The sequence below is a fragment of the Sulfitobacter sp. 1A13368 genome (assembly GCF_043557275.1).
GTDB classification, from domain to species: Bacteria; Pseudomonadota; Alphaproteobacteria; order Rhodobacterales; family Rhodobacteraceae; genus Sulfitobacter; species Sulfitobacter faviae.
In genome coordinates, this window is record NZ_JBIFFR010000002.1 from 361,383 (window position 1) to 378,579 (window position 17,197).

Annotated in this window: 16 protein-coding genes; 7 read left to right on the top strand and 9 right to left on the bottom strand. The window is 63.4% G+C overall.

The window, feature by feature from the left end:
- Positions 1-21 precede the first annotated feature (21 nt).
- The 5 genes from ACGYK4_RS05355 (at position 22) to cysE (ending at position 6,824) form a co-directional block, all read left to right on the top strand.
- The gene (locus ACGYK4_RS05355) at positions 22-654 is read left to right on the top strand and encodes a TIGR02217 family protein (protein WP_394455459.1); all 633 of its coding nucleotides are present in this window, start codon (positions 22-24) and stop codon (positions 652-654) included.
- On the top strand, positions 654-1,541 hold the full coding sequence (locus ACGYK4_RS05360) for a DUF2163 domain-containing protein (protein ID WP_394455461.1): 888 nt from the start codon (positions 654-656) through the stop codon (positions 1,539-1,541). Before ACGYK4_RS05355 ends, ACGYK4_RS05360 begins: the two co-directional genes overlap by 1 nt.
- Complete coding sequence (locus ACGYK4_RS05365) at positions 1,538-1,984, top strand: NlpC/P60 family protein (protein ID WP_394455463.1); 447 nt, start codon at positions 1,538-1,540, stop codon at positions 1,982-1,984. The genes ACGYK4_RS05360 and ACGYK4_RS05365 overlap by 4 nt, the downstream gene beginning before the upstream one ends.
- On the top strand, positions 1,984-5,913 hold the full coding sequence (locus tag ACGYK4_RS05370; RefSeq protein ID WP_394455465.1) for a glycoside hydrolase/phage tail family protein: 3,930 nt from the start codon (positions 1,984-1,986) through the stop codon (positions 5,911-5,913). Before ACGYK4_RS05365 ends, ACGYK4_RS05370 begins: the two co-directional genes overlap by 1 nt.
- 98 nt (positions 5,914-6,011) lie before the next feature.
- A complete protein-coding gene (gene cysE, locus ACGYK4_RS05375) occupies positions 6,012-6,824 on the top strand; it encodes a serine O-acetyltransferase (RefSeq protein WP_209217607.1) in 813 nt (270 codons plus the stop codon).
- Between the two features lie 71 nt (positions 6,825-6,895).
- Here the strand turns inward: cysE and ACGYK4_RS05380 are convergent, their stop codons facing one another.
- The 5 genes from ACGYK4_RS05380 to ACGYK4_RS05400 all read right to left on the bottom strand — a co-directional run bounded on the left by ACGYK4_RS05380 (position 6,896) and on the right by ACGYK4_RS05400 (position 12,470).
- The gene (locus ACGYK4_RS05380) at positions 6,896-8,251 is read right to left on the bottom strand and encodes a pyruvate dehydrogenase complex dihydrolipoamide acetyltransferase (protein WP_394431742.1); all 1,356 of its coding nucleotides are present in this window, start codon (positions 8,249-8,251) and stop codon (positions 6,896-6,898) included.
- A 10-nt stretch (positions 8,252-8,261) separates the two neighbouring features.
- Complete coding sequence (locus ACGYK4_RS05385) at positions 8,262-9,653, bottom strand: pyruvate dehydrogenase complex E1 component subunit beta (RefSeq protein WP_394431744.1); 1,392 nt, start codon at positions 9,651-9,653, stop codon at positions 8,262-8,264.
- 4 nt (positions 9,654-9,657) lie between these two features.
- Positions 9,658-10,665 carry a pyruvate dehydrogenase (acetyl-transferring) E1 component subunit alpha gene (gene pdhA / locus ACGYK4_RS05390; RefSeq protein WP_271689898.1) on the bottom strand — a complete coding sequence of 336 codons (1,008 nt, stop codon included), beginning with the start codon at positions 10,663-10,665 and terminating at the stop codon, positions 9,658-9,660.
- A gap of 205 nt (positions 10,666-10,870) precedes the next feature.
- Positions 10,871-11,170, bottom strand: a complete 300-nt coding sequence (locus ACGYK4_RS05395; RefSeq protein ID WP_067265383.1) for a septum formation initiator family protein — start codon at positions 11,168-11,170, stop codon at positions 10,871-10,873.
- Positions 11,171-11,291: 121 nt separating this feature from the next.
- Positions 11,292-12,470, bottom strand: coding sequence for a phosphoglycerate kinase (locus tag ACGYK4_RS05400; protein WP_394455467.1), 1,179 nt, complete (start codon positions 12,468-12,470; stop codon positions 11,292-11,294).
- A gap of 127 nt (positions 12,471-12,597) precedes the next feature.
- Between ACGYK4_RS05400 and ACGYK4_RS05405 the strand changes: the two genes are divergently transcribed.
- Positions 12,598-13,104 (top strand): peptidylprolyl isomerase, encoded by a 507-nt coding sequence (locus ACGYK4_RS05405; RefSeq protein WP_174858656.1) that lies wholly within the window; start codon positions 12,598-12,600, stop codon positions 13,102-13,104.
- Complete coding sequence (locus ACGYK4_RS05410; protein ID WP_394455469.1) at positions 13,097-13,651, top strand: peptidylprolyl isomerase; 555 nt, start codon at positions 13,097-13,099, stop codon at positions 13,649-13,651. Before ACGYK4_RS05405 ends, ACGYK4_RS05410 begins: the two co-directional genes overlap by 8 nt.
- 226 nt (positions 13,652-13,877) lie before the next feature.
- On the opposite strand, the gene ACGYK4_RS05415 is transcribed toward ACGYK4_RS05410, so the two are convergent.
- The 4 genes from ACGYK4_RS05415 to ACGYK4_RS05430 form a co-directional block, all read right to left on the bottom strand.
- Positions 13,878-14,378 (bottom strand): polymer-forming cytoskeletal protein, encoded by a 501-nt coding sequence (locus tag ACGYK4_RS05415; protein ID WP_394431751.1) that lies wholly within the window; start codon positions 14,376-14,378, stop codon positions 13,878-13,880.
- Positions 14,368-15,696, bottom strand: coding sequence for a DUF5930 domain-containing protein (locus ACGYK4_RS05420; RefSeq protein WP_394431753.1), 1,329 nt, complete (start codon positions 15,694-15,696; stop codon positions 14,368-14,370). Before ACGYK4_RS05420 ends, ACGYK4_RS05415 begins: the two co-directional genes overlap by 11 nt.
- Positions 15,697-15,889: 193 nt before the next feature.
- Positions 15,890-16,708, bottom strand: coding sequence for a ferritin-like domain-containing protein (locus ACGYK4_RS05425; RefSeq protein WP_209217615.1), 819 nt, complete (start codon positions 16,706-16,708; stop codon positions 15,890-15,892).
- Positions 16,705-17,178 (bottom strand): peroxiredoxin, encoded by a 474-nt coding sequence (locus tag ACGYK4_RS05430; RefSeq protein WP_394455470.1) that lies wholly within the window; start codon positions 17,176-17,178, stop codon positions 16,705-16,707. Before ACGYK4_RS05430 ends, ACGYK4_RS05425 begins: the two co-directional genes overlap by 4 nt.
- Positions 17,179-17,197: the final 19 nt, after the last annotated feature.

Consider the following 17,197-nt stretch of genomic DNA (forward strand, 5'->3'; position numbering starts at 1 on the left):
CGGCGGATAAAGGAGCAGATCATGCAGTTTCACGAGGTCAGATTTCCCCCGTCGCTAAGCTTTGGCTCTGTCGGGGGGCCGCAACGGCAGACAGATGTGGTCACCTTGGCCAACGGCCATGAGGAGCGTAACACGCCTTGGGCCCATTCGCGGCGGGTCTATGATGCCGGGTTGGGGATGCGCTCGATCGACGATCTACAGGTGCTGATCGCCTTTTTTGAGGCGCGCATGGGGCAGATGTACGGGTTTCGCTGGAAGGATTGGGCCGATTATAAGTCGGGCAAAATGGCGCTTCCGGTGGCTTTCGACGACCAGAGCATCGGCTATGGGGATGGGGTTCAGGCGGCGTTTCAACTGACCAAGACCTACCGCTCGGGGGCGCAATCCTATCGCCGTCCGATCACCAAACCGGTGGCCGGGACCGTGCGCGTGGGGCTGGAGCAGGATGAGCTGCGCGAGGGCGTCGAATTTGAGGTCGACGCAGAGAGCGGGATCATCACCTTTGCCCATCCGCCTGATCCTGAGATCGAGATTTTCGCGGGCTTCGAGTTCGACGTGCCGGTGCGCTTTGATACCGACCGCATTCTGGTCTCGGTCGAGAGTTTTCAGGCCGGACAGGTGCCCGACGTGCCGGTGATCGAGGTGCGGGTCTGATGGCGGGGCTGGACAGAGGCTTTGCAGCCCATATCGCGCAGGGTGTGACGACGCTCTGCCATTGCTGGCAGGTGACGCGCGCGGATGGGGCGGTATTTGCCTTTACCGATCATGACATGCCGCTGGTGTTCGACGGGGTCACCTTTCGCGCCGATACAGGGCTGAGCGCGAGGGCGCTGGACCAGACCAACGGGTTGTCGGTTGATAACACAGAGGCGCTTGGCGCGCTCAGCGATGATGCGATCCGCGAGGATGAAATCGAACAGGGGCGCTTTGATGGCGCCGAGGTGCAGGCGTGGCTGGTGAACTGGGCGGAGCCCGCGCAGCGGCGGCTGCAATTTCGCGGCTCAATCGGTGAGTTGCACCGCGCGGGGGGCAGCTTTCGTGCCGAGTTGCGCGGGCTGACGGAACCGCTCAACCGGCCTGTGGGGCGGGTCTATCAAAAGCCCTGTTCGGCGGTGTTGGGGGATAGCGATTGCCGGTTCGATCTCACCGCGCCCGGCTATGCTGAGACGCGTGTGGTCGAGACAGTGTCGGAGGCGCAGTATTTCCGTTGGACCGCGTTCCCGGGCTACGATGAAGGTTGGTTCGCCCGGGGGCGGCTTGATGTGCTGGAGGGGCCCGCGGCGGGGCTTTGGGGCATGGTCAAACGTGACTACCATGAGGACGGGCAGCGCGTGATCGAGCTTTGGCAGCCGATCCGCGGGGCGGTGGCGGCGGGCACCCGTGTCCGGTTTACCGCAGGCTGCGACAAGCGGATGGAGACCTGTCGGCTGAAGTTCAACAACCTGCTGAACTATCGGGGCTTTCCCGATTTGCCGGGGGAGGATTGGATGATGGCGGTGCCCCGGTCGGACGGTGCGAATGGCGGCGGGTCACGCCGATGAGTGCTACGGGAGAGCGCTTGGCGCAGGCCGCGCGCGGATGGATCGGCACGCCCTATGTGCATCAGGCTGCGACTAAGGGGGCGGGCTGCGATTGTCTGGGGCTGATCCGGGGGCTTTGGCGGGAGTTGCTGGGCGCGGAGCCTGAGGCGGTGCCACCCTATTCGATGGATTGGTCCGAGCCGCAGGGGGAGGAGCGGCTCTGGGCGGCGGGGCTGCGTCATATGGCGATGAAAGACTGCGGTGATGCGGCCCCCGGTGACGTGCTGCTTTTCCGAATGCGGCAGGGTGCGGTGGCAAAGCACCTCGGGCTGCAGGCGCGCGTCGGGGCCAGCGCCAGTTTCATCCACGCCTATGCGCGGCACGGGGTGGTGGAAAGCCCGCTCAGCCCGCCATGGCAGCGGCGCATCGTGGCGCGTTTTGTATTTCCTGAGGAGGTCTCCTGATGGCGACGATTGTTCTTTCGGCAGCGGGGGCGGCGGTTGGCGGCTCCATCGGGGGCACGCTGGCGGGGCTGTCTTCGGTCGCGGTGGGCCGCGCGGTGGGAGCGAGCCTTGGGCGATTGGTGGATCAACGCCTGCTGGGCCAAGGCGGAGAGGCGGTCGAGACCGGTAAGGTTGATCGCTTTCGCCTGACAGGCTCGGGCGAGGGGGCGGCGATCCCGCAGCTTTACGGGCGGATGCGACTGGCGGGGCATGTCATCTGGACCTCGCAGTTCCAAGAGGTCACCGAAGTCAGCGGCGGCGGCAAGGGCGGCCCGCCGACGCCAAAGACCACCGAGTACAGCTATACCGTCAGCCTTGCCATCGCGCTCTGCGAAGGGGAGATCACTAGCGTCGGGCGTATCTGGGCGGATGGGGAGGAGATTGCCCCGGACGATCTGAACATGCGCGTTTACCGAGGCGCGGCGGACCAGCAGCCCGACCCGACCATCGCCGCGATCGAGGGCGCGGACCGGGTGCCGGCCTATCGCGGCACAGCCTATGTGGTGATGGAAGACCTCCCGCTTGCGCAATTTGGCAACCGGGTGCCGCAGTTCTCTTTCGAGGTGATGCGCCCCGAACAGCCGCAAGCGCCGGGGTGGGAGCATGCGCCCGCCTATGGCGTACAGGGCGTCGCCCTGATCCCCGGCACGGGGGAATATGCGCTGGCGACGACCCCGGTGCATTACACCGACGGCCCCGGCAGCCGGTGGAGCGCGAATGTGAATTCGCCCGCCGCCAAGACCGATTTTGCGGTGTCCTTGGAAAGCCTGACCGAGGAATTGCCACGGTTGGAAGCGGCCTCTCTCGTCGTGTCGTGGTTTGGCGGCGATCTGCGCTGCGGCGACTGTCGCCTGCGGCCCAAGGTCGAAGACCCGGATATCGATGGGGAGAACATGCCTTGGCGGGTCTCTGGCGTGACGCGTGGCGCGGCACAGGTGATCACCCAGCAAGACGCGCGCCCGATCTACGGCGGCACGCCAGCCGATGCCGCGGTGGTTGAGGCCATTCACGCGCTGAAGGCAGCGGGCAAGGCGGTGATGTTCTATCCCTTCATCTTGATGGATCAGACCGAAGGAAACGGCCTGCCGGACCCCTATAGCGATGCCGAGGACCAGCCCCGCTTGCCGTGGCGTGGGCGGATCACGCTTTCGGTGGCCCCGGGGCGACCGGGCAGCCCGGACGGTACGGCGGTGGCAGAAGCCGAGGTGGCGGCGTTTTTCGGAACCGTCACGGCTGCGGATTTCGCGGTGGGCGAAGGCTCGGTCATCTACAACGGCCCCGAGGAATGGACCCTGTCGCGCTTTATCTTGCACTATGCCGCGCTTTGCGCCGCGGCAGGCGGGGTCGAGGCGTTTTACATTTCCTCCGAAATGCGGGGGCTGACCCAGATACGCGCGGCAGGCAACAGCTTTCCCGCGGTGGCCGCGCTGCGGGCCTTGGCCGGAGAGGTGCGCGCCTTGTTGGGGCCGGAGGTTAAGATCAGCTATGCCGCTGATTGGTCCGAGTATTTCGGCTATCACCCGCAGGATGACAGCGGCGATGTCTTCTTTCACCTTGATCCGCTATGGGCCGATCCGCAGATCGATTTCATCGGGATCGACAACTACATGCCGCTAGCCGATTGGCGCGATGAGGAAGGGCATCTGGACGGCGAGAACTGGTCCGCAATCTACGATGTCGGCTATCTGAGATCCAACATCGAAGGCGGCGAGGGCTATGACTGGTACTACCATTCGCCCGAGGCCCGCGACGCGCAGATCCGCACGCCGATCACCGATGGCGCGCATGATGAGCCTTGGGTGTACCGCTACAAAGACCTGCGCCGTTGGTGGGAGAGCCCGCACCACCCGCGTATCGGCTGGCAGCGGCAAGCCGCTCCAACGGAATGGCAGCCGATGTCGAAACCGATCTGGTTCACGGAATACGGCTGCGCGGCCATCGACAAAGGGGCGAACCAGCCCAACAAGTTCCTCGATCTGAAGAGCTCGGAAAGCGCCTTGCCGCATTATTCCACTGGCGCGCGGGACGATCTGATGCAGATGCAATATCTGCGGGCGATCTCGGATTACTGGCGCGATCCGGCGCATAATCCGATTTCGGAGGAATATGGTGCGCCGATGCTGGATATGACGCGCGCTTTTGTCTGGGCATGGGACACGCGGCCGTTTCCCTTCTTCCCCAACGATGTCGATCTCTGGAGCGATGGGGAGAATTACAGCCGGGGCCACTGGCTGAACGGGCGCGCCTCGGCGCGGTCGCTGGCCTCGGTCGTGGGAGAGATTTGCCGCCGCGCGGGTGTGGCGCATTTCGATCCCTCCGCGCTGTTCGGCTATGTGCGCGGCTATATGGTAGCCGAGGTTGGCGAGGCGCGGGCCGCGCTGCAACCGCTGATGCTGCGTTATGGGTTTGACGCGATCGAACGCGACGGGGTCTTGCAGTTTCGGATGCGTGACGGGACGGATGCGTTGCCCCTCGACCCCGATCACTTGGCGGTTCACCCCGACCTGAGCGGGTTGACCGAGCAGTTGCGTGAGGCGGAGGCCGAAGTCTCGGGCCGTGTGCGGCTGCGGTTCATTCAGGCCGATGCGGATTTTGACCCGATTGCCGAAGAGGCGGTTCTGGCAGATGAGGCGACCCATGCGGTCACCGGGACCGAGTTGAACATGGCCTTGACCCGGGGCGAGGGGCGGCAGGTGGCCGAACGCTGGCTGACCGAAGCGCGTGTCGCGCGTGAGACGCTGCGGCTGGCATTGCCGCCGTCGCGGATGGCTGTCGGGGCGGGGGATGTGATCGAACTGCCGGGCGATGGGGCGGAGGGGCCGGGGCGCTACCGCGTCGACCGGGTGGAACAGGCCGGCTCCCTGCTGATCGACGGCGTTCGGATTGAGCCCGAAGTCTATGATCCCGCACCGCTTGATGAAGAACTTGCAGCGCTGCGCCCCTTCGTCCCGCCGCTGCCGGTTCTGCCGCAGTTCATGGACCTGCCGCTTTTGCGCGGGGATGAGGTGCCCCATGCGCCGCATCTGGCGGTGACGGCGACCCCTTGGCCGGGGTCCGTCGCGGTCTACCGCTCTGCCATGGATTCGGATTATGCGCTGAACGCCATCGTGGCGAACCGGTCGATCATGGGCGTTACCCAAACGCCGCTAAGCGCGGCACGACCAGGGTTGATTGACGCGGGGCCGGTGCTGGAGGTCAAATTAACCAGCGGCAGCCTTCAGTCCGTTAGCAGAGAGGCGCTTTTGAATGGGGCGAACCTTGCCGCCATTGGGGATGGGAGCGCGGACCGTTGGGAGTTGTTCCAGTTTGAGGAGGCGCAGCTTGTCGCCCCGATGACCTATTGGCTGACGGGTCGCTTGCGCGGGCAGGCAGGCAGCGATGGGTTGATGCCCGAGGTTTGGCCCACCGGGTCGCGCTTTGTGCTGATGAACGGGACGCCACAGCAGGTCGAGCTGAGCCCGCACTTGCGCCGCGTGGCGCAGCATTACCGCATCGGGCCTGCGCGGCGACCGGTGGATGACCCCTCTTACCTGCATCAGGTTCATGCCTTTGACGGGAATGGTCTGCGGCCCTACAGCCTCTGTCATCTGCGGGCCGAGGCTGGGGCCAGTGGCGATATCACCCTTAGCTGGATTCGCCGAACGCGGATCGACGGCGACGCTTGGGAGGGGCCGGAGGTGCCGCTTGGCGAGGAAAGTGAACGCTATCTCTTACGCGTTTACGAAGGCGGCGAGCAGCGGCGGGAGGTGCTGATCGATACGCCGCGGTGGATCTATAGCACTGCGGCACGGGCGGCGGATGGCGTCAGCGGGGCGTTTGACGTGACGGTGGCGCAGGTCTCGGCCACATATGGCGCGGGGCCGACTACAGGTTTGACCGTCCCCGGATAGGCCCGCGCGTTATCACGATTTTGAGCATGTGCGGATTTACAAATGGTCCTACGCTATTGCATGAGCTACCCTTACGGCAGAGTGAAGGAGCCCGTGCCATGGCGCAGACACGCAGAAATATCTCGAAAGTGGACCCGGTCTGGGACCAGATTCAGCAAGAGGCTGAGGATGCGGTGCGTGATGAGCCGTTGATCGGCGGCTTTGTGCATGCCTGTATCCTGCACCATAAATCTATCGAGAATGCGCTTTCCTATCGCATCGCGGCCAAGCTTTCGTCGAACGAGATGTCGATGATGGTCGTGCGCGAGATGGTCGAAGAAGCCTATGCCGAAGACCCTGATCTCGTCGCCGCGGCGCGTGCGGATCTGGTGGCCATCTATGACCGAGACCCGGCCTGCCACCGGTTGTTGCAGCCGATTCTGTATTTCAAAGGCTATCAGGCGGTGCAGGCCTACCGCGTGGGCCATTACCTCTATGCTAAGGGCAAGCGCGATCTGGCCTATTTCATCCAGATGCGGGTGAGCGAGATTTTTGGCGTGGATATCCACCCGGCGGCCAAGATGGGCAAGGGCATCATGATCGACCACGCGCATTCCATCGTCATCGGTGAGACGGCGGTGGTGGGCGACAACGTCTCGATGCTGCATTCGGTGACCCTTGGCGGCACCGGCAAAGAGGAAGAGGACCGTCACCCCAAGATCGGCAATGGCGTGTTGATTGGCGCAGGCGCGAAGGTTCTGGGCAATATCTCTATCGGCCATTGCAGCCGCATCGCGGCGGGGTCGGTTGTGCTGGAGCCTGTGCCCGCCTGCAAAACCGTCGCCGGGATCCCCGCGCGGATCGTTGGGGAGGCGGGCTGCGATCAGCCGTCGATGTCGATGAACCATCTTTTCGGGCCAGACGCCGAATAACGGCAGATGCCAGTATCGCAATAGAAAAGCCGGGGCATGCCCCGGCTTTCTTCGTTTGGGTGGTGCCGCCCTTAGGCCAGCATGATCATCGGATTTTCAAGGTTCTCGACAATCGCATTCAACAGTTGGGCCCCGAGCGCCCCGTCGATCACGCGGTGATCGACCGAGAGGGTCACGGACATTACCGTTGCCGCCGTGATCTCACCGTCCTTGCCGATGATGGGCTTTTTGACACCAGCCCCCACGGCGAGAATTGCGCCATGCGGCGGGTTGATGACCGCGTCGAAATTGTCGATCCCGAACATGCCGAGGTTGGAGATGGCGAAGCTGCCACCCTGATACTCATGCGGTGCCAGCTTGCGGTCGCGGGCGCGGGTGGCAAGGTCTTTCATCTGCGCCGAGAGGGTCGAGAGCGACTTGGTGTCGGCGTCCTGTAGCACGGGGGTGAACAGCCCGCCTTCGATGGCCACGGCCACGGCCACGTCCGATGGCTTGAGCTTCAGGATACGATCCCCGGCCCAGACGGCGTTGGCATCCGGCACCGATTGCAGCGCCAGCGCACAGGCTTTGATGATAAAATCGTTGACCGAGAGCTTCACGCCGCGCGCTTCGAGTTGCTTGTTCAGATCACTGCGGAAGGAGAGCAGCGCGTCGATTTGAATGTCGCGGCGCAGGTAGAAATGCGGGACCGTCTGCTTGGCCTCGGTGAGGCGCGCGGCGATGGTCTTGCGCATCCCGTCGAGCTTGACCTCTTCGACCTCGCGGTCCTCGTACATCTTGCGCACGGCGTCGGAGGAGGGGCCGGCGGGAGCAGGCTGTGTCACCGGCGCGGCGTCCTTGGCGGCGGCGGGGCTGTCGGTGTTGGCAGCCGTCTGCTGGGCGCTTTCCACATCGGCTTTGACGATCCGACCACGCGGGCCGCTGCCTTCGATTTGGGTGAGGTCCAGCCCCTTGTCCGCAGCGATCCGGCGGGCGAGGGGGGAGGCGAAGATGCGCCCGCCCTTGTCGTCCTTGGGCGCGGCGGGGGCTTTGGCGTCGCTGTTGGTCGGCGCGTCATTTGCATCCGTCGCACCGCGGCCATAGCCCGCTTCGGGCGTTTCGGCCTCGGCTGCTTTGGGCGCTTCCTCGGCCTGAGGTTTCTCTTCTTTGGCCGGGGCGGCGCTGTCGATGTCGTCGGCGCTTTCGCCTTCCTCGAGCAGCACGGCGATCGGCGTGTTTACCTTCACGCCTTCGCTGCCTTCTTCGATCAGGATTTTGCCGATGGTGCCTTCGTCGACGGCTTCGAACTCCATCGTGGCCTTGTCGGTCTCGATCTCGGCGAGGATGTCACCCGAGGCGACCTCGTCCCCTTCCTTGACCAGCCATCTGGCGAGCGTGCCTTCCTCCATCGTGGGCGAAAGGGCGGGCATGAGAATTTCTGTGGGCATGATCCGCTCCTTACCGGTAGGTGACTTTGCGCACGGCTTCGATCACCTCGTCGGTGGTAACCAGCGCGTGTTTTTCGAGGTTGGCGGCATAGGGCATGGGCACGTCCTTGCCGGTGCAGGTGATGACCGGGGCGTCGAGGTAGTCGAACGCCTCCTGCATGATCACGCCGCTGATGTAGCCACCCACCGAGCCCTGCGGCCAGCCTTCTTCGACCGTCACGCAGCGGTTGGTCTTCATCACGGATTTAAGCACCGTTTCGGTGTCCATCGGGCGCAGGGTGCGTAGGTCGATGACCTCGGCCTCGATACCGTCCTCGGCCAGTTTCTCGGCCGCTTCCAGCGCATAGGTCATGCCGATGCCGAAGCTGACGATGGTGACATCCGAACCCTCGCGCCAGATGCGGGCCTTGCCGAAGGGGACGGTGTAATCCTCGAGGTCCGGCACATCGAAGCTACGACCGTAGAGAATTTCGTTCTCAAGGAAGATCACCGGGTTCGGATCGCGGATCGCTGTCTTCATCAAGCCTTTGTAATCGCTAGCCGAATAGGGCATCGCGACCTTGAGGCCGGGGATCTGCATGAACCACGCGGCGTAGTCTTGCGAGTGCTGCGCGCCGACGCGGGCGGCGGCACCGTTGGGACCACGGAAGACCATGGGCGCGCCCATCTGGCCGCCGGACATGTAGAGTGTTTTCGCTGCCGAGTTGATGATCTGGTCCATTGCCTGCATGGCGAAGTTGAAGGTCATGAACTCGACGATGGGGCGCAAACCGCCGAAGGCCGCGCCGACGCCGATACCGGCAAAGCCATGTTCAGTGATCGGCGTGTCGATCACGCGCTTGGCGCCGAATTCGTCTAGCAGACCTTGGGAAATCTTGTAGGCGCCTTGGTACTCGGCGACTTCTTCGCCCATGAGGAAGACGTTCTCGTCGCGGCGCATTTCCTCGGCCATGGCGTCGCGCAGCGCTTCGCGGACGGTTTGCTGCTTCATCTCGGTGCCCTCTGGCCAGTCGGGGCTGGTGTCGGGCTCGGGCTGCTTCTTGCCCTCGGCAGGCGCTTCGCGGTCATCGTCCGAGGATTTAACCTGCGCGGGCTTAGCCTCTTCGCCCTTGTCCTCGGCGGGGGCGGATTTCGCGGTTTCGATGTCGTCGGCGCTTTCGCCTTCTTCGAGCAGCACGGCGATGGGGCTGTTCACCTTCACGCCTTCGGTGCCTTCTTCGATCAGGATCTTGCCGATGGTGCCTTCGTCCACGGCCTCGAATTCCATCGTGGCCTTGTCGGTTTCGATCTCGGCGAGGATGTCACCGGAGGAGACTTCGTCGCCTTCCTTGACCAGCCATTTCGCCAGCGTGCCTTCTTCCATGGTGGGGCTGAGGGCGGGCATGAGAATTTCGGTTGCCATTGCTTCAGGCCTCCTGCGGAACTTCGGTTGCGTAGATGTCGGTCCAGAGCTCGTCGAGGTCGGGCTCCGGGCTCTCCTTGGCGAAATCGGCGCTTTCGTTCACGATCTGCTTGATCTCCTTGTCGATGGCCTTGAGATCTTCCTCGCTCGCGTGGTTGCCCTCTAACAGCAGGCTGCGCACGGCCTCAATCGGGTCGCGTTCGTCGCGCATCTTCTGCACTTCCTCGCGGGTGCGGTATTTCGCGGGGTCGGACATGGAGTGACCACGGTAGCGGTAGGTCTTGATCTCCAGAATATAGGGGCCGTCCTTGCGGGCGTGTTCCACGGCCTTCTGACCGGCTTCCTTGACAGCCAGCACATCCATGCCGTCGACCGCCTCACCGGGGATGCCGAAGGCGCGGCCACGTTCCCAGATCTCGGCCGAGGAGGTCGAGCGCTGCTGCGAGGTGCCCATGGCGTATTGGTTGTTCTCGATCACGAAGATCACCGGCAGTTTCCACAGAGCGGCCATATTGAAGGTCTCGTAGACCTGGCCCTGGTTCGCCGCACCGTCGCCGAAATAGGTGAAGGTGACGCGCCCGTTGCCCTTGTATTGATCGGCAAAGGCAAGGCCCGCGCCAAGCGGCACCTGTGCCGCCACAATGCCGTGACCGCCATAGAAATGCTTCTCTTTCGAGAACATGTGCATTGAGCCGCCCTTGCCTTTGGAATAACCGCCCTCGCGGCCCGTCAGCTCGGCCATGACGCCGTTAGGGTCCATGCCGCAGGCCAGCATATGGCCGTGGTCGCGGTAGGAGGTGATGCGCTTGTCGCCTTCCTCAGCAGCGGCCTCAAGCCCAACAACGACCGCTTCTTGTCCGATATAGAGGTGACAGAACCCCCCGATCAGCCCCATGCCGTAAAGTTGTCCGGCTTTCTCTTCAAACCGCCGGATCAGCAGCATGTCGCGGTAGTAGCTGGTCAGCTCCTCCGCCGAGACATTGGGTTTCTTGCTCGATTTCCTCGCGGCCATGGACGTCTCCTCCGTCGGCTTTGGTCAGGTGCCAAAAGTAGTTTAGCGTTAAACTATTCCCTAACGCATTCCAGAATGGATTGCGAGAGACTTTGTGAAGTGGTGCGCGCACCACGGCTGACAAGGCGAAGGAGGCCAGAGATTTGGTGTGATTGCAAGGCCGCAGGCGCAGGGCAGGGGCCGATAGACGATAAGCCGCGAAAGCTTAGCGAATGACGATCTCATCGGTACGGACCATGCCCAGCACTTTGCGCGCACGTTCGTCGAGAAGATCAAGGTCGAGGTAGTCGTCCGACAGGCGGCGGGTCAGGTTTTCCATCCGGGCCACCTCAGCGCGGACCTCGGCCAAACGGTCGCTCAGCTTTTGGTTCTCGGCCACGATCTCGGTCCGGCGGAACAGGCCGAAATCCCCCTGCACGGCGGCGAAGGTGAAATACAGGCTCAGCGCGAAAGCGATTGCGAAGAACAGCAATGTGCCGAAAGCCGGTCGGGTGTTGCGTGTCATGGTTCTGCCTCTGCGTCTCTTGGCGGACGTGACATCAGTATGACACAGGCGATTCGTTATGGGAATCCCACAATTGCGGGAAACCCGTTGTTTTTAGCGGTAAATCGCGTTTTTGCGCGACTTAGCCGCCCAAAGCTGCGACGCCGGGCAGGGTCTTGCCTTCCATCCATTCAAGGAAAGCGCCCCCGGCGGTGGAGATATAGGTGAAGTCATCCGCCACGCCCGCTTGGTTCAGCGCCGCGACCGTGTCACCGCCCCCGGCGACCGAGGTCAGCGTGCCCTCGCGGGCCTTGGCGGCGGCGGCTTGGGCCGCGGCGACGGTGGCGGTGTCGAAGGGCGGGATTTCAAAGGCTCCCATGGGGCCGTTCCAGATCAGGGTACGCAGTTCGGCGAAGGCGGTCTCGACCAATGCGACGGTCTCGGGGCCCGCGTCGAGCACCATCTGATCTGTCGCGAGCTTCGCATCGGGGCCAAGCGGGGCGACCTCATGGGCCGCACCCTTGGCGAACTCCCGCGAGACCAGACCGTCGACCGGCAGGATGACCCGGCAGCCCGCCTTCTCGGCCTGCGCCATGATGTCCTTGGCCGTGTCGTAGTAGTCCGGCTCTTCCAACGATTTGCCCAGATCGGCCCCGAGTGCGGCGAGGAAGGTGTTCGCCATGCCGCCGCCGATGACCAAAACGTCGAGCCGGTTCACGAGGTTTTCCAAAAGCGCGATCTTGGTCGAGACTTTGGCCCCGCCCACGACAGCGCCCACCGGGCGTTCGGGCTTGGCAAGTGCCGCCTCCAGCGCCGAGAGCTCCGCCTGCATCAAGCGCCCCGCGCAGGCAGGCAGCAGCCGCGCCAGCGCCTCGGTCGAGGCATGGGCGCGGTGCGCGGCAGAGAAGGCATCGTTGCAATAGATATCGCCAAGCGCGGCCAGTTGGCGGGCGAAATCTTCGTCATTGGCCTCCTCACCGGGGTAGAAGCGGATGTTTTCCATGAGTTGCAGATCGGCCTGCGCGTCGCCTGCGGCGTCCAGCGATGGCAGGAATGCCACGTCGCGGCCCAGTGCCTTTTCCAGCGCGGGGAGGACTTGGCGCAGGCACATTTCCTCGACGACCTTGCCCTTGGGCCGTCCGAAATGCGCCAGCAGCGTCACCTTGCCGCCGCGCGACAGGATGTCGTCCACCGTGGGCGCAATCCGCTCGATCCGCGTGGCATCGGTGACGCGGCCCTCTTCGACCGGCACGTTGATGTCGACCCGCAAGAGCACGCGCTTGCCGTCCAGTTCCATATCGTCCAGTGATTTCCAGCCCATCGGTCTTCTCCCAATCCAATCTCTTGCGCTGTGTTTTGCTGTTATCTGGCCTCAGGTCAATGCGCGGCTTGGCAATCGCGGCCAAGCTCCTTAGGTATCTGGCAAAGACAAATCAAAGGATTGCCCCATGGCCGAGATCAAAGACCCCGAGAACACCATCCTGATGGAACTGAAAGGCGGCACCGTCACCATCGAGTTGATGCCCGACCTTGCGCCCAAACATGTGGAGCGGATGAAGGAACTGGCCCGCGCCGGGAAATACGACAATGTCGCCTTCCACCGCGTGATCGAAGGGTTTATGGCCCAGACCGGCGACGTGGCCAACGGCAACATGGAAGACAACTTCAACCTGCGCGCGGCGGGCACTGGCGGCTCGGACCTGCCGAACCTGCCCGCAGAATTCTCCAAGGTTCCGCACGCCCGCGGCACCATCGGTGCAGCCCGTTCGGCCAATCCCGACAGCGCCAACAGCCAGTTCTTCATCAACTTCAAGGACAATGACTTCCTCAACGGTCAATACACCGTTTACGGGCAGGTCATTTCCGGCATGGAGCATGTCGATGCGATCACCCGTGGCGAGCCGCCTGCGAACCCCGACCGCATGATCTCCGTCAAGGTGGCCGCCGATGCGTAAGATCGCCACCTCCAGCGCGCTTCTGGCGCTCCTCGGCTCGGCGGCGATGGCCACCGGGCTCGACATCGAGGTCGCGGGCGAGGCCAATGGCACCGTCAAGATCGACCTGCTCGAAGACGTCGCGCCCAACCACGTGGCGCAGATCACCGAACTGGCCGAGGAAGGCGCCTATGACGGGGTGGTCTTCCACCGCGTGATCGACGGCTTCATGGCCCAGACCGGTGACGTGCAGTTCGGCCGCGCCGATGGCGACACTGCCCGCGCGGGCATGGGCGGCTCCGAGAAGCCCGACCTCAAGGCCGAATTCTCGGACATCGCCTATGAGAAAGGCGTCGTCGGCATGGCCCGCAGCCAGAGCCCCGACAGCGCCAACAGCCAGTTCTTCATCATGTTCGACGAAGCACCTTTCCTCAACGGTCAGTACACCGTTGTCGGCAAGGTCACCGAAGGGCAGGACGTGGTCGATGCCATCAAGCGCGGCACCGGCCCGAACGGCGCCGTCGTGGGCACGCCGGACGTGATGAAAACGGTCACGGTGACCGAGTAACGTCCCGACTAGCATCGCGTGGGGTGGTTTCGCTCACCCCACGCATCGGCCAGTTCAGGCCGTGATGAAATGAGCGTTTTCGCCAGTGGTCTGCTATCAGCGCAGCGCATATTCCGAACTACTGATATTGGCGAAGCGGGCAGGGTGCAGCGTAGACTGTCCCCCCCAAAAGCAAACAGGCGCCGCATTGTCTGCGACGCCTGCGAATGTTCAGCCTGCCGAAATCTTAGGACGCGGGGTTCGGCTTCTGCGCGGGTGCGGATTTCGCGCCGGGGTTCAGCGGATCGTCCTGACGCTGCACGGAGCCTTCGAAATGCGCGCCGGATTCGATCGCGATGGTCTTGTGGATGATGTCGCCCTCGACCCGCGCGGTCGATGTCAGGCGCACCTTGAGGCCACGCACGCGGCCCACGATGCGGCCATTGATCACCACGTCATCGGCAACCACTTCGCCCTTGATCGTCGCCGTCTCACCGATGGTCAGCAGATGGGCGCGAATGTCGCCTTCGACGGTGCCTTCAACCTGAACGTCGCCCGTCGTTTTCATGTTGCCGGTCACATGCAGGTCCGAAGACAGAACGGATGCAGGGGGCTTGGCCTTGGGCGCGCTGGCCTTGAATTCGCTCTGCTTAGAGGGCGGGGGGGCCGAGGATGCACCGGAGGGTGCCGGTTTGGACACATCTGCATCCTGAGGGGCGGGATCGTTGATTTTGCTTTTAGAAAACATCGTTTGCAGCCTTGATATAGATCATGGGATTGACAGCTTTGCCACCTACGCGGACTTCATAGTGCAGATGAACTCCGGTGACCCGTCCTGAGGCACCCATATCACCGATATGTTGCCCGCGCGAGACTCTTTGACCAACTTTCACGCGCAGCTTGGACATGTGGGCATAACGGGTCTCAATGCCGAACTCATGCTGGATCTTGACCAGACGGCCATAGCCCGAGGACCAGCCTGCGTGAATCACCACGCCATCGGCGGTCGCATAAAGCGGCGTGCCCATCCCGGCGGCAAAGTCGACGCCCTTGTGCATGCGGCGGCCACCGGTCTTGGGATCGCGGCGATAGCCGAACTGGCTGGTGAAGCGGAAAGCGTTTTTAACCGGGTTCGCGAAGGGCGCCTTTTCGGCGGCGATCCGGTAGAGGTTCAGCCGGTCCATCTGGCCCAGCAGCTTGTTCGCGCGCAGCGTGTCGGGGCTCAGTTCTTCGCCGCGGGTGGTGAAGGAGAGCGGCGTCATCGGGCCACCTTGGCCGGAATAGCCACGGCGCACGGTGGCGAGGATACGGTCGGTCGGCATGCCCGCGCTGCGGAACATCTTGTCAAGCGGGGCGACAGAGACGCTCATCGCTTCTTCAAGCTGGCGGAAGATCGCGTCGTTCTGGTCGCGCATCAGCGCGATTTCCTGCGCCATCTCATCGGCCTGCAACAGCGCATCCTGCGCGTCGACCACGACCTTGTCGCGCTCCGCCGCGGTCCGGGCGAGGGCTTGGGCAAGGAAATCGACCGGCGCTTGATCGGCATCGGCGCGCAGGCTGCCTGCCTCGCCATTCTCAAGGCTGCCTTCCAGTTCGGCCAGTTTCAGCCTAGCCTTCTGGCGGTCTTTCATCGTGTCGCGCAGGGTGGATTGGATCACCTCGATCCCGGTTTCCAATTCGCGGCGGCGGGTTTCAGAGGCCAGCAGTTCGGACTGCATGACGGAAATCTGCGTGAGCGCGGCGTTAAAGCGGTCTTGGGCGGCAAGCGCCTCTTCGGCGCGCAGGTCGCGCTGCGCGGAAAGCTCGTTCAGCCGGGCCTGATAGGTGCGCTGGTCGCGTTTGGCCTGTTCGCGAAAATTGCCGGAGCCGATGCTATCCATCAAGATGATCGCGGTGGCGATGATGGCCCATGAAACCAGAAAGGCCGATCCTGCCAACCCAACGATTTGCGTGCCGGGCCGCAGGCGGATGAAACGGGTGTCGCTGTCGGATTTCAAAAAGACGCGGCGTTCGGGAAAGTAATGCTCAAGCAGAGCATGCGTCTTGATGGCAATCCGTGTGCGCACGTTGTCGTCCTTTGTCCCGTCCCGTCGGCGCGGGGGGCTCGCCCCATCCGCGCCCAACGTCAATAGCCAGTGCCCGCGAATGGGGCAACCCTATTGACCCGCGCCTGCGCGGCATTCCCCCATTCGTCCAAAAAAGCGCTTTTTCATTGGCAAAAATCCGCCGATACCAAACACTTGCTGCGTCAGGCCCGGTTCAGCTTGGCCCGCCATCCGCGGTCAGGGGCCAGTAGAAATCGGGCGGGATTCCCGCCTCGGCGCGCTTTTCCTCGTTGAACGGCGGCTTGAGATCGCCGTGGAAATACTTGCGCACGAGGGCATGAAAACGGTCCTTTGGGTCGTCGTCATGACGGCCACAGAGGAAGTGAAACCACTTGCTGCCATAGGCCACATGGGCAACCTCTTCGGCATAGATCGTCTCAAGCGCGGCCACGGCGCTGTCGGCCTTTGCTTTGCGGAAAATCTCGATCATGCCGGGGGTCACATCAAGGCCGCGGGCCTCCAGCACCATCGGCACCACGGCGAGGCGGCCCATCAGATCGTCCACCGTGTCTTCGGCGGCGCGCCACATGCCGGCATGGGCGGGCATGGCACCGTAATGGCTGCCCATTTCCTCAAGACAATCGCACATCAGGTTGAAATGTTTGGATTCGTCATCCGCTGCTTTGACCCAATCGTCATAAAAGCCCAAGGGCAGCGGGACATGGGAGAAGCGGGCGATCACATCCCAATGCAGGTCAACGGCGTTCAACTCGATATGCGCCACGGCATGGAGCAGCGCGGCGCGGCCTTCGGGCGTGCCGGGACGGCGGCGCGGGACGTCGCGGGGCGAGAGCAACTCGGGCTGTGCAGGCCGGGCAGGGTGCAGCGGCGGGTCGGCGCGGCCCACCTCGGGGCGTTCACCGGCCTCCCGGGCCGAGAGCCACTGCGCCGCATATTTCCGCGACAGCGCCGTCTTCTCGCGCCCATCCGCCGTGCGCAGCACCGCCTCGGCCATTTCCGCCAGCGGCATCATGCGCCGCGCACCGCGTCGAGCACGGCATCCACATGGCCCGGCACCTTAACCTTGCGCCAGACCTGCGCAATCTGCCCTTCGGCGTCGATCAGATAGGTCGCGCGTTCAATGCCCATGGATTTCTTGCCGTACATGTTCTTTTCGACCCAAACCTCATAGGCTTCGGTCACCGCGCCGTCGGTGTCAGACAAAAGCGGCACCGTCAGCGCATGTTTGGCGGCGAATTTGTCGTGTTTGTCCATACTGTCGCGCGAAATGCCAAAGACCTGCACGCCTGCCTCGGCGAAGTCAGACAAACGCTCGGAAAAGCCGATCGATTCCTTGGTGCAGCCGGGCGTGTCGTCGCGCGGGTAGAAGAACAGAACCACCGGCTCGCCGCGCAAGGCAGAGAGCGTGATCTCGCCACCGCCGGTCACGGGAAGGGTGAAATCCGGGGCCGGTTGGCCGGGTTGGGGTCCGATCTGCGACATGGGGCGGTTCCTTTGGCTT

Bases quoted from the DNA above. Each gene is read 5' to 3' on its own strand.
- ACGYK4_RS05355 (WP_394455459.1), top strand. From the start codon at position 22: ATGCAGTTTCACGAGGTCAGATTTCCCCCGTCGCTAAGCTTTGGCTCT.
- ACGYK4_RS05360 (WP_394455461.1), top strand. From the start codon at position 654: ATGGCGGGGCTGGACAGAGGCTTTGCAGCCCATATCGCGCAGGGTGTG.
- ACGYK4_RS05365 (WP_394455463.1), top strand. From the start codon at position 1,538: ATGAGTGCTACGGGAGAGCGCTTGGCGCAGGCCGCGCGCGGATGGATC.
- ACGYK4_RS05370 (WP_394455465.1), top strand. From the start codon at position 1,984: ATGGCGACGATTGTTCTTTCGGCAGCGGGGGCGGCGGTTGGCGGCTCC.
- cysE (WP_209217607.1), top strand. From the start codon at position 6,012: ATGGCGCAGACACGCAGAAATATCTCGAAAGTGGACCCGGTCTGGGAC.
- ACGYK4_RS05380 (WP_394431742.1), bottom strand. From the start codon at position 8,251: ATGCCCACAGAAATTCTCATGCCCGCCCTTTCGCCCACGATGGAGGAA.
- ACGYK4_RS05385 (WP_394431744.1), bottom strand. From the start codon at position 9,653: ATGGCAACCGAAATTCTCATGCCCGCCCTCAGCCCCACCATGGAAGAA.
- pdhA (WP_271689898.1), bottom strand. From the start codon at position 10,665: ATGGCCGCGAGGAAATCGAGCAAGAAACCCAATGTCTCGGCGGAGGAG.
- ACGYK4_RS05395 (WP_067265383.1), bottom strand. From the start codon at position 11,170: ATGACACGCAACACCCGACCGGCTTTCGGCACATTGCTGTTCTTCGCA.
- ACGYK4_RS05400 (WP_394455467.1), bottom strand. From the start codon at position 12,470: ATGGGCTGGAAATCACTGGACGATATGGAACTGGACGGCAAGCGCGTG.
- ACGYK4_RS05405 (WP_174858656.1), top strand. From the start codon at position 12,598: ATGGCCGAGATCAAAGACCCCGAGAACACCATCCTGATGGAACTGAAA.
- ACGYK4_RS05410 (WP_394455469.1), top strand. From the start codon at position 13,097: ATGCGTAAGATCGCCACCTCCAGCGCGCTTCTGGCGCTCCTCGGCTCG.
- ACGYK4_RS05415 (WP_394431751.1), bottom strand. From the start codon at position 14,378: ATGTTTTCTAAAAGCAAAATCAACGATCCCGCCCCTCAGGATGCAGAT.
- ACGYK4_RS05425 (WP_209217615.1), bottom strand. From the start codon at position 16,708: ATGATGCCGCTGGCGGAAATGGCCGAGGCGGTGCTGCGCACGGCGGAT.
- ACGYK4_RS05430 (WP_394455470.1), bottom strand. From the start codon at position 17,178: ATGTCGCAGATCGGACCCCAACCCGGCCAACCGGCCCCGGATTTCACC.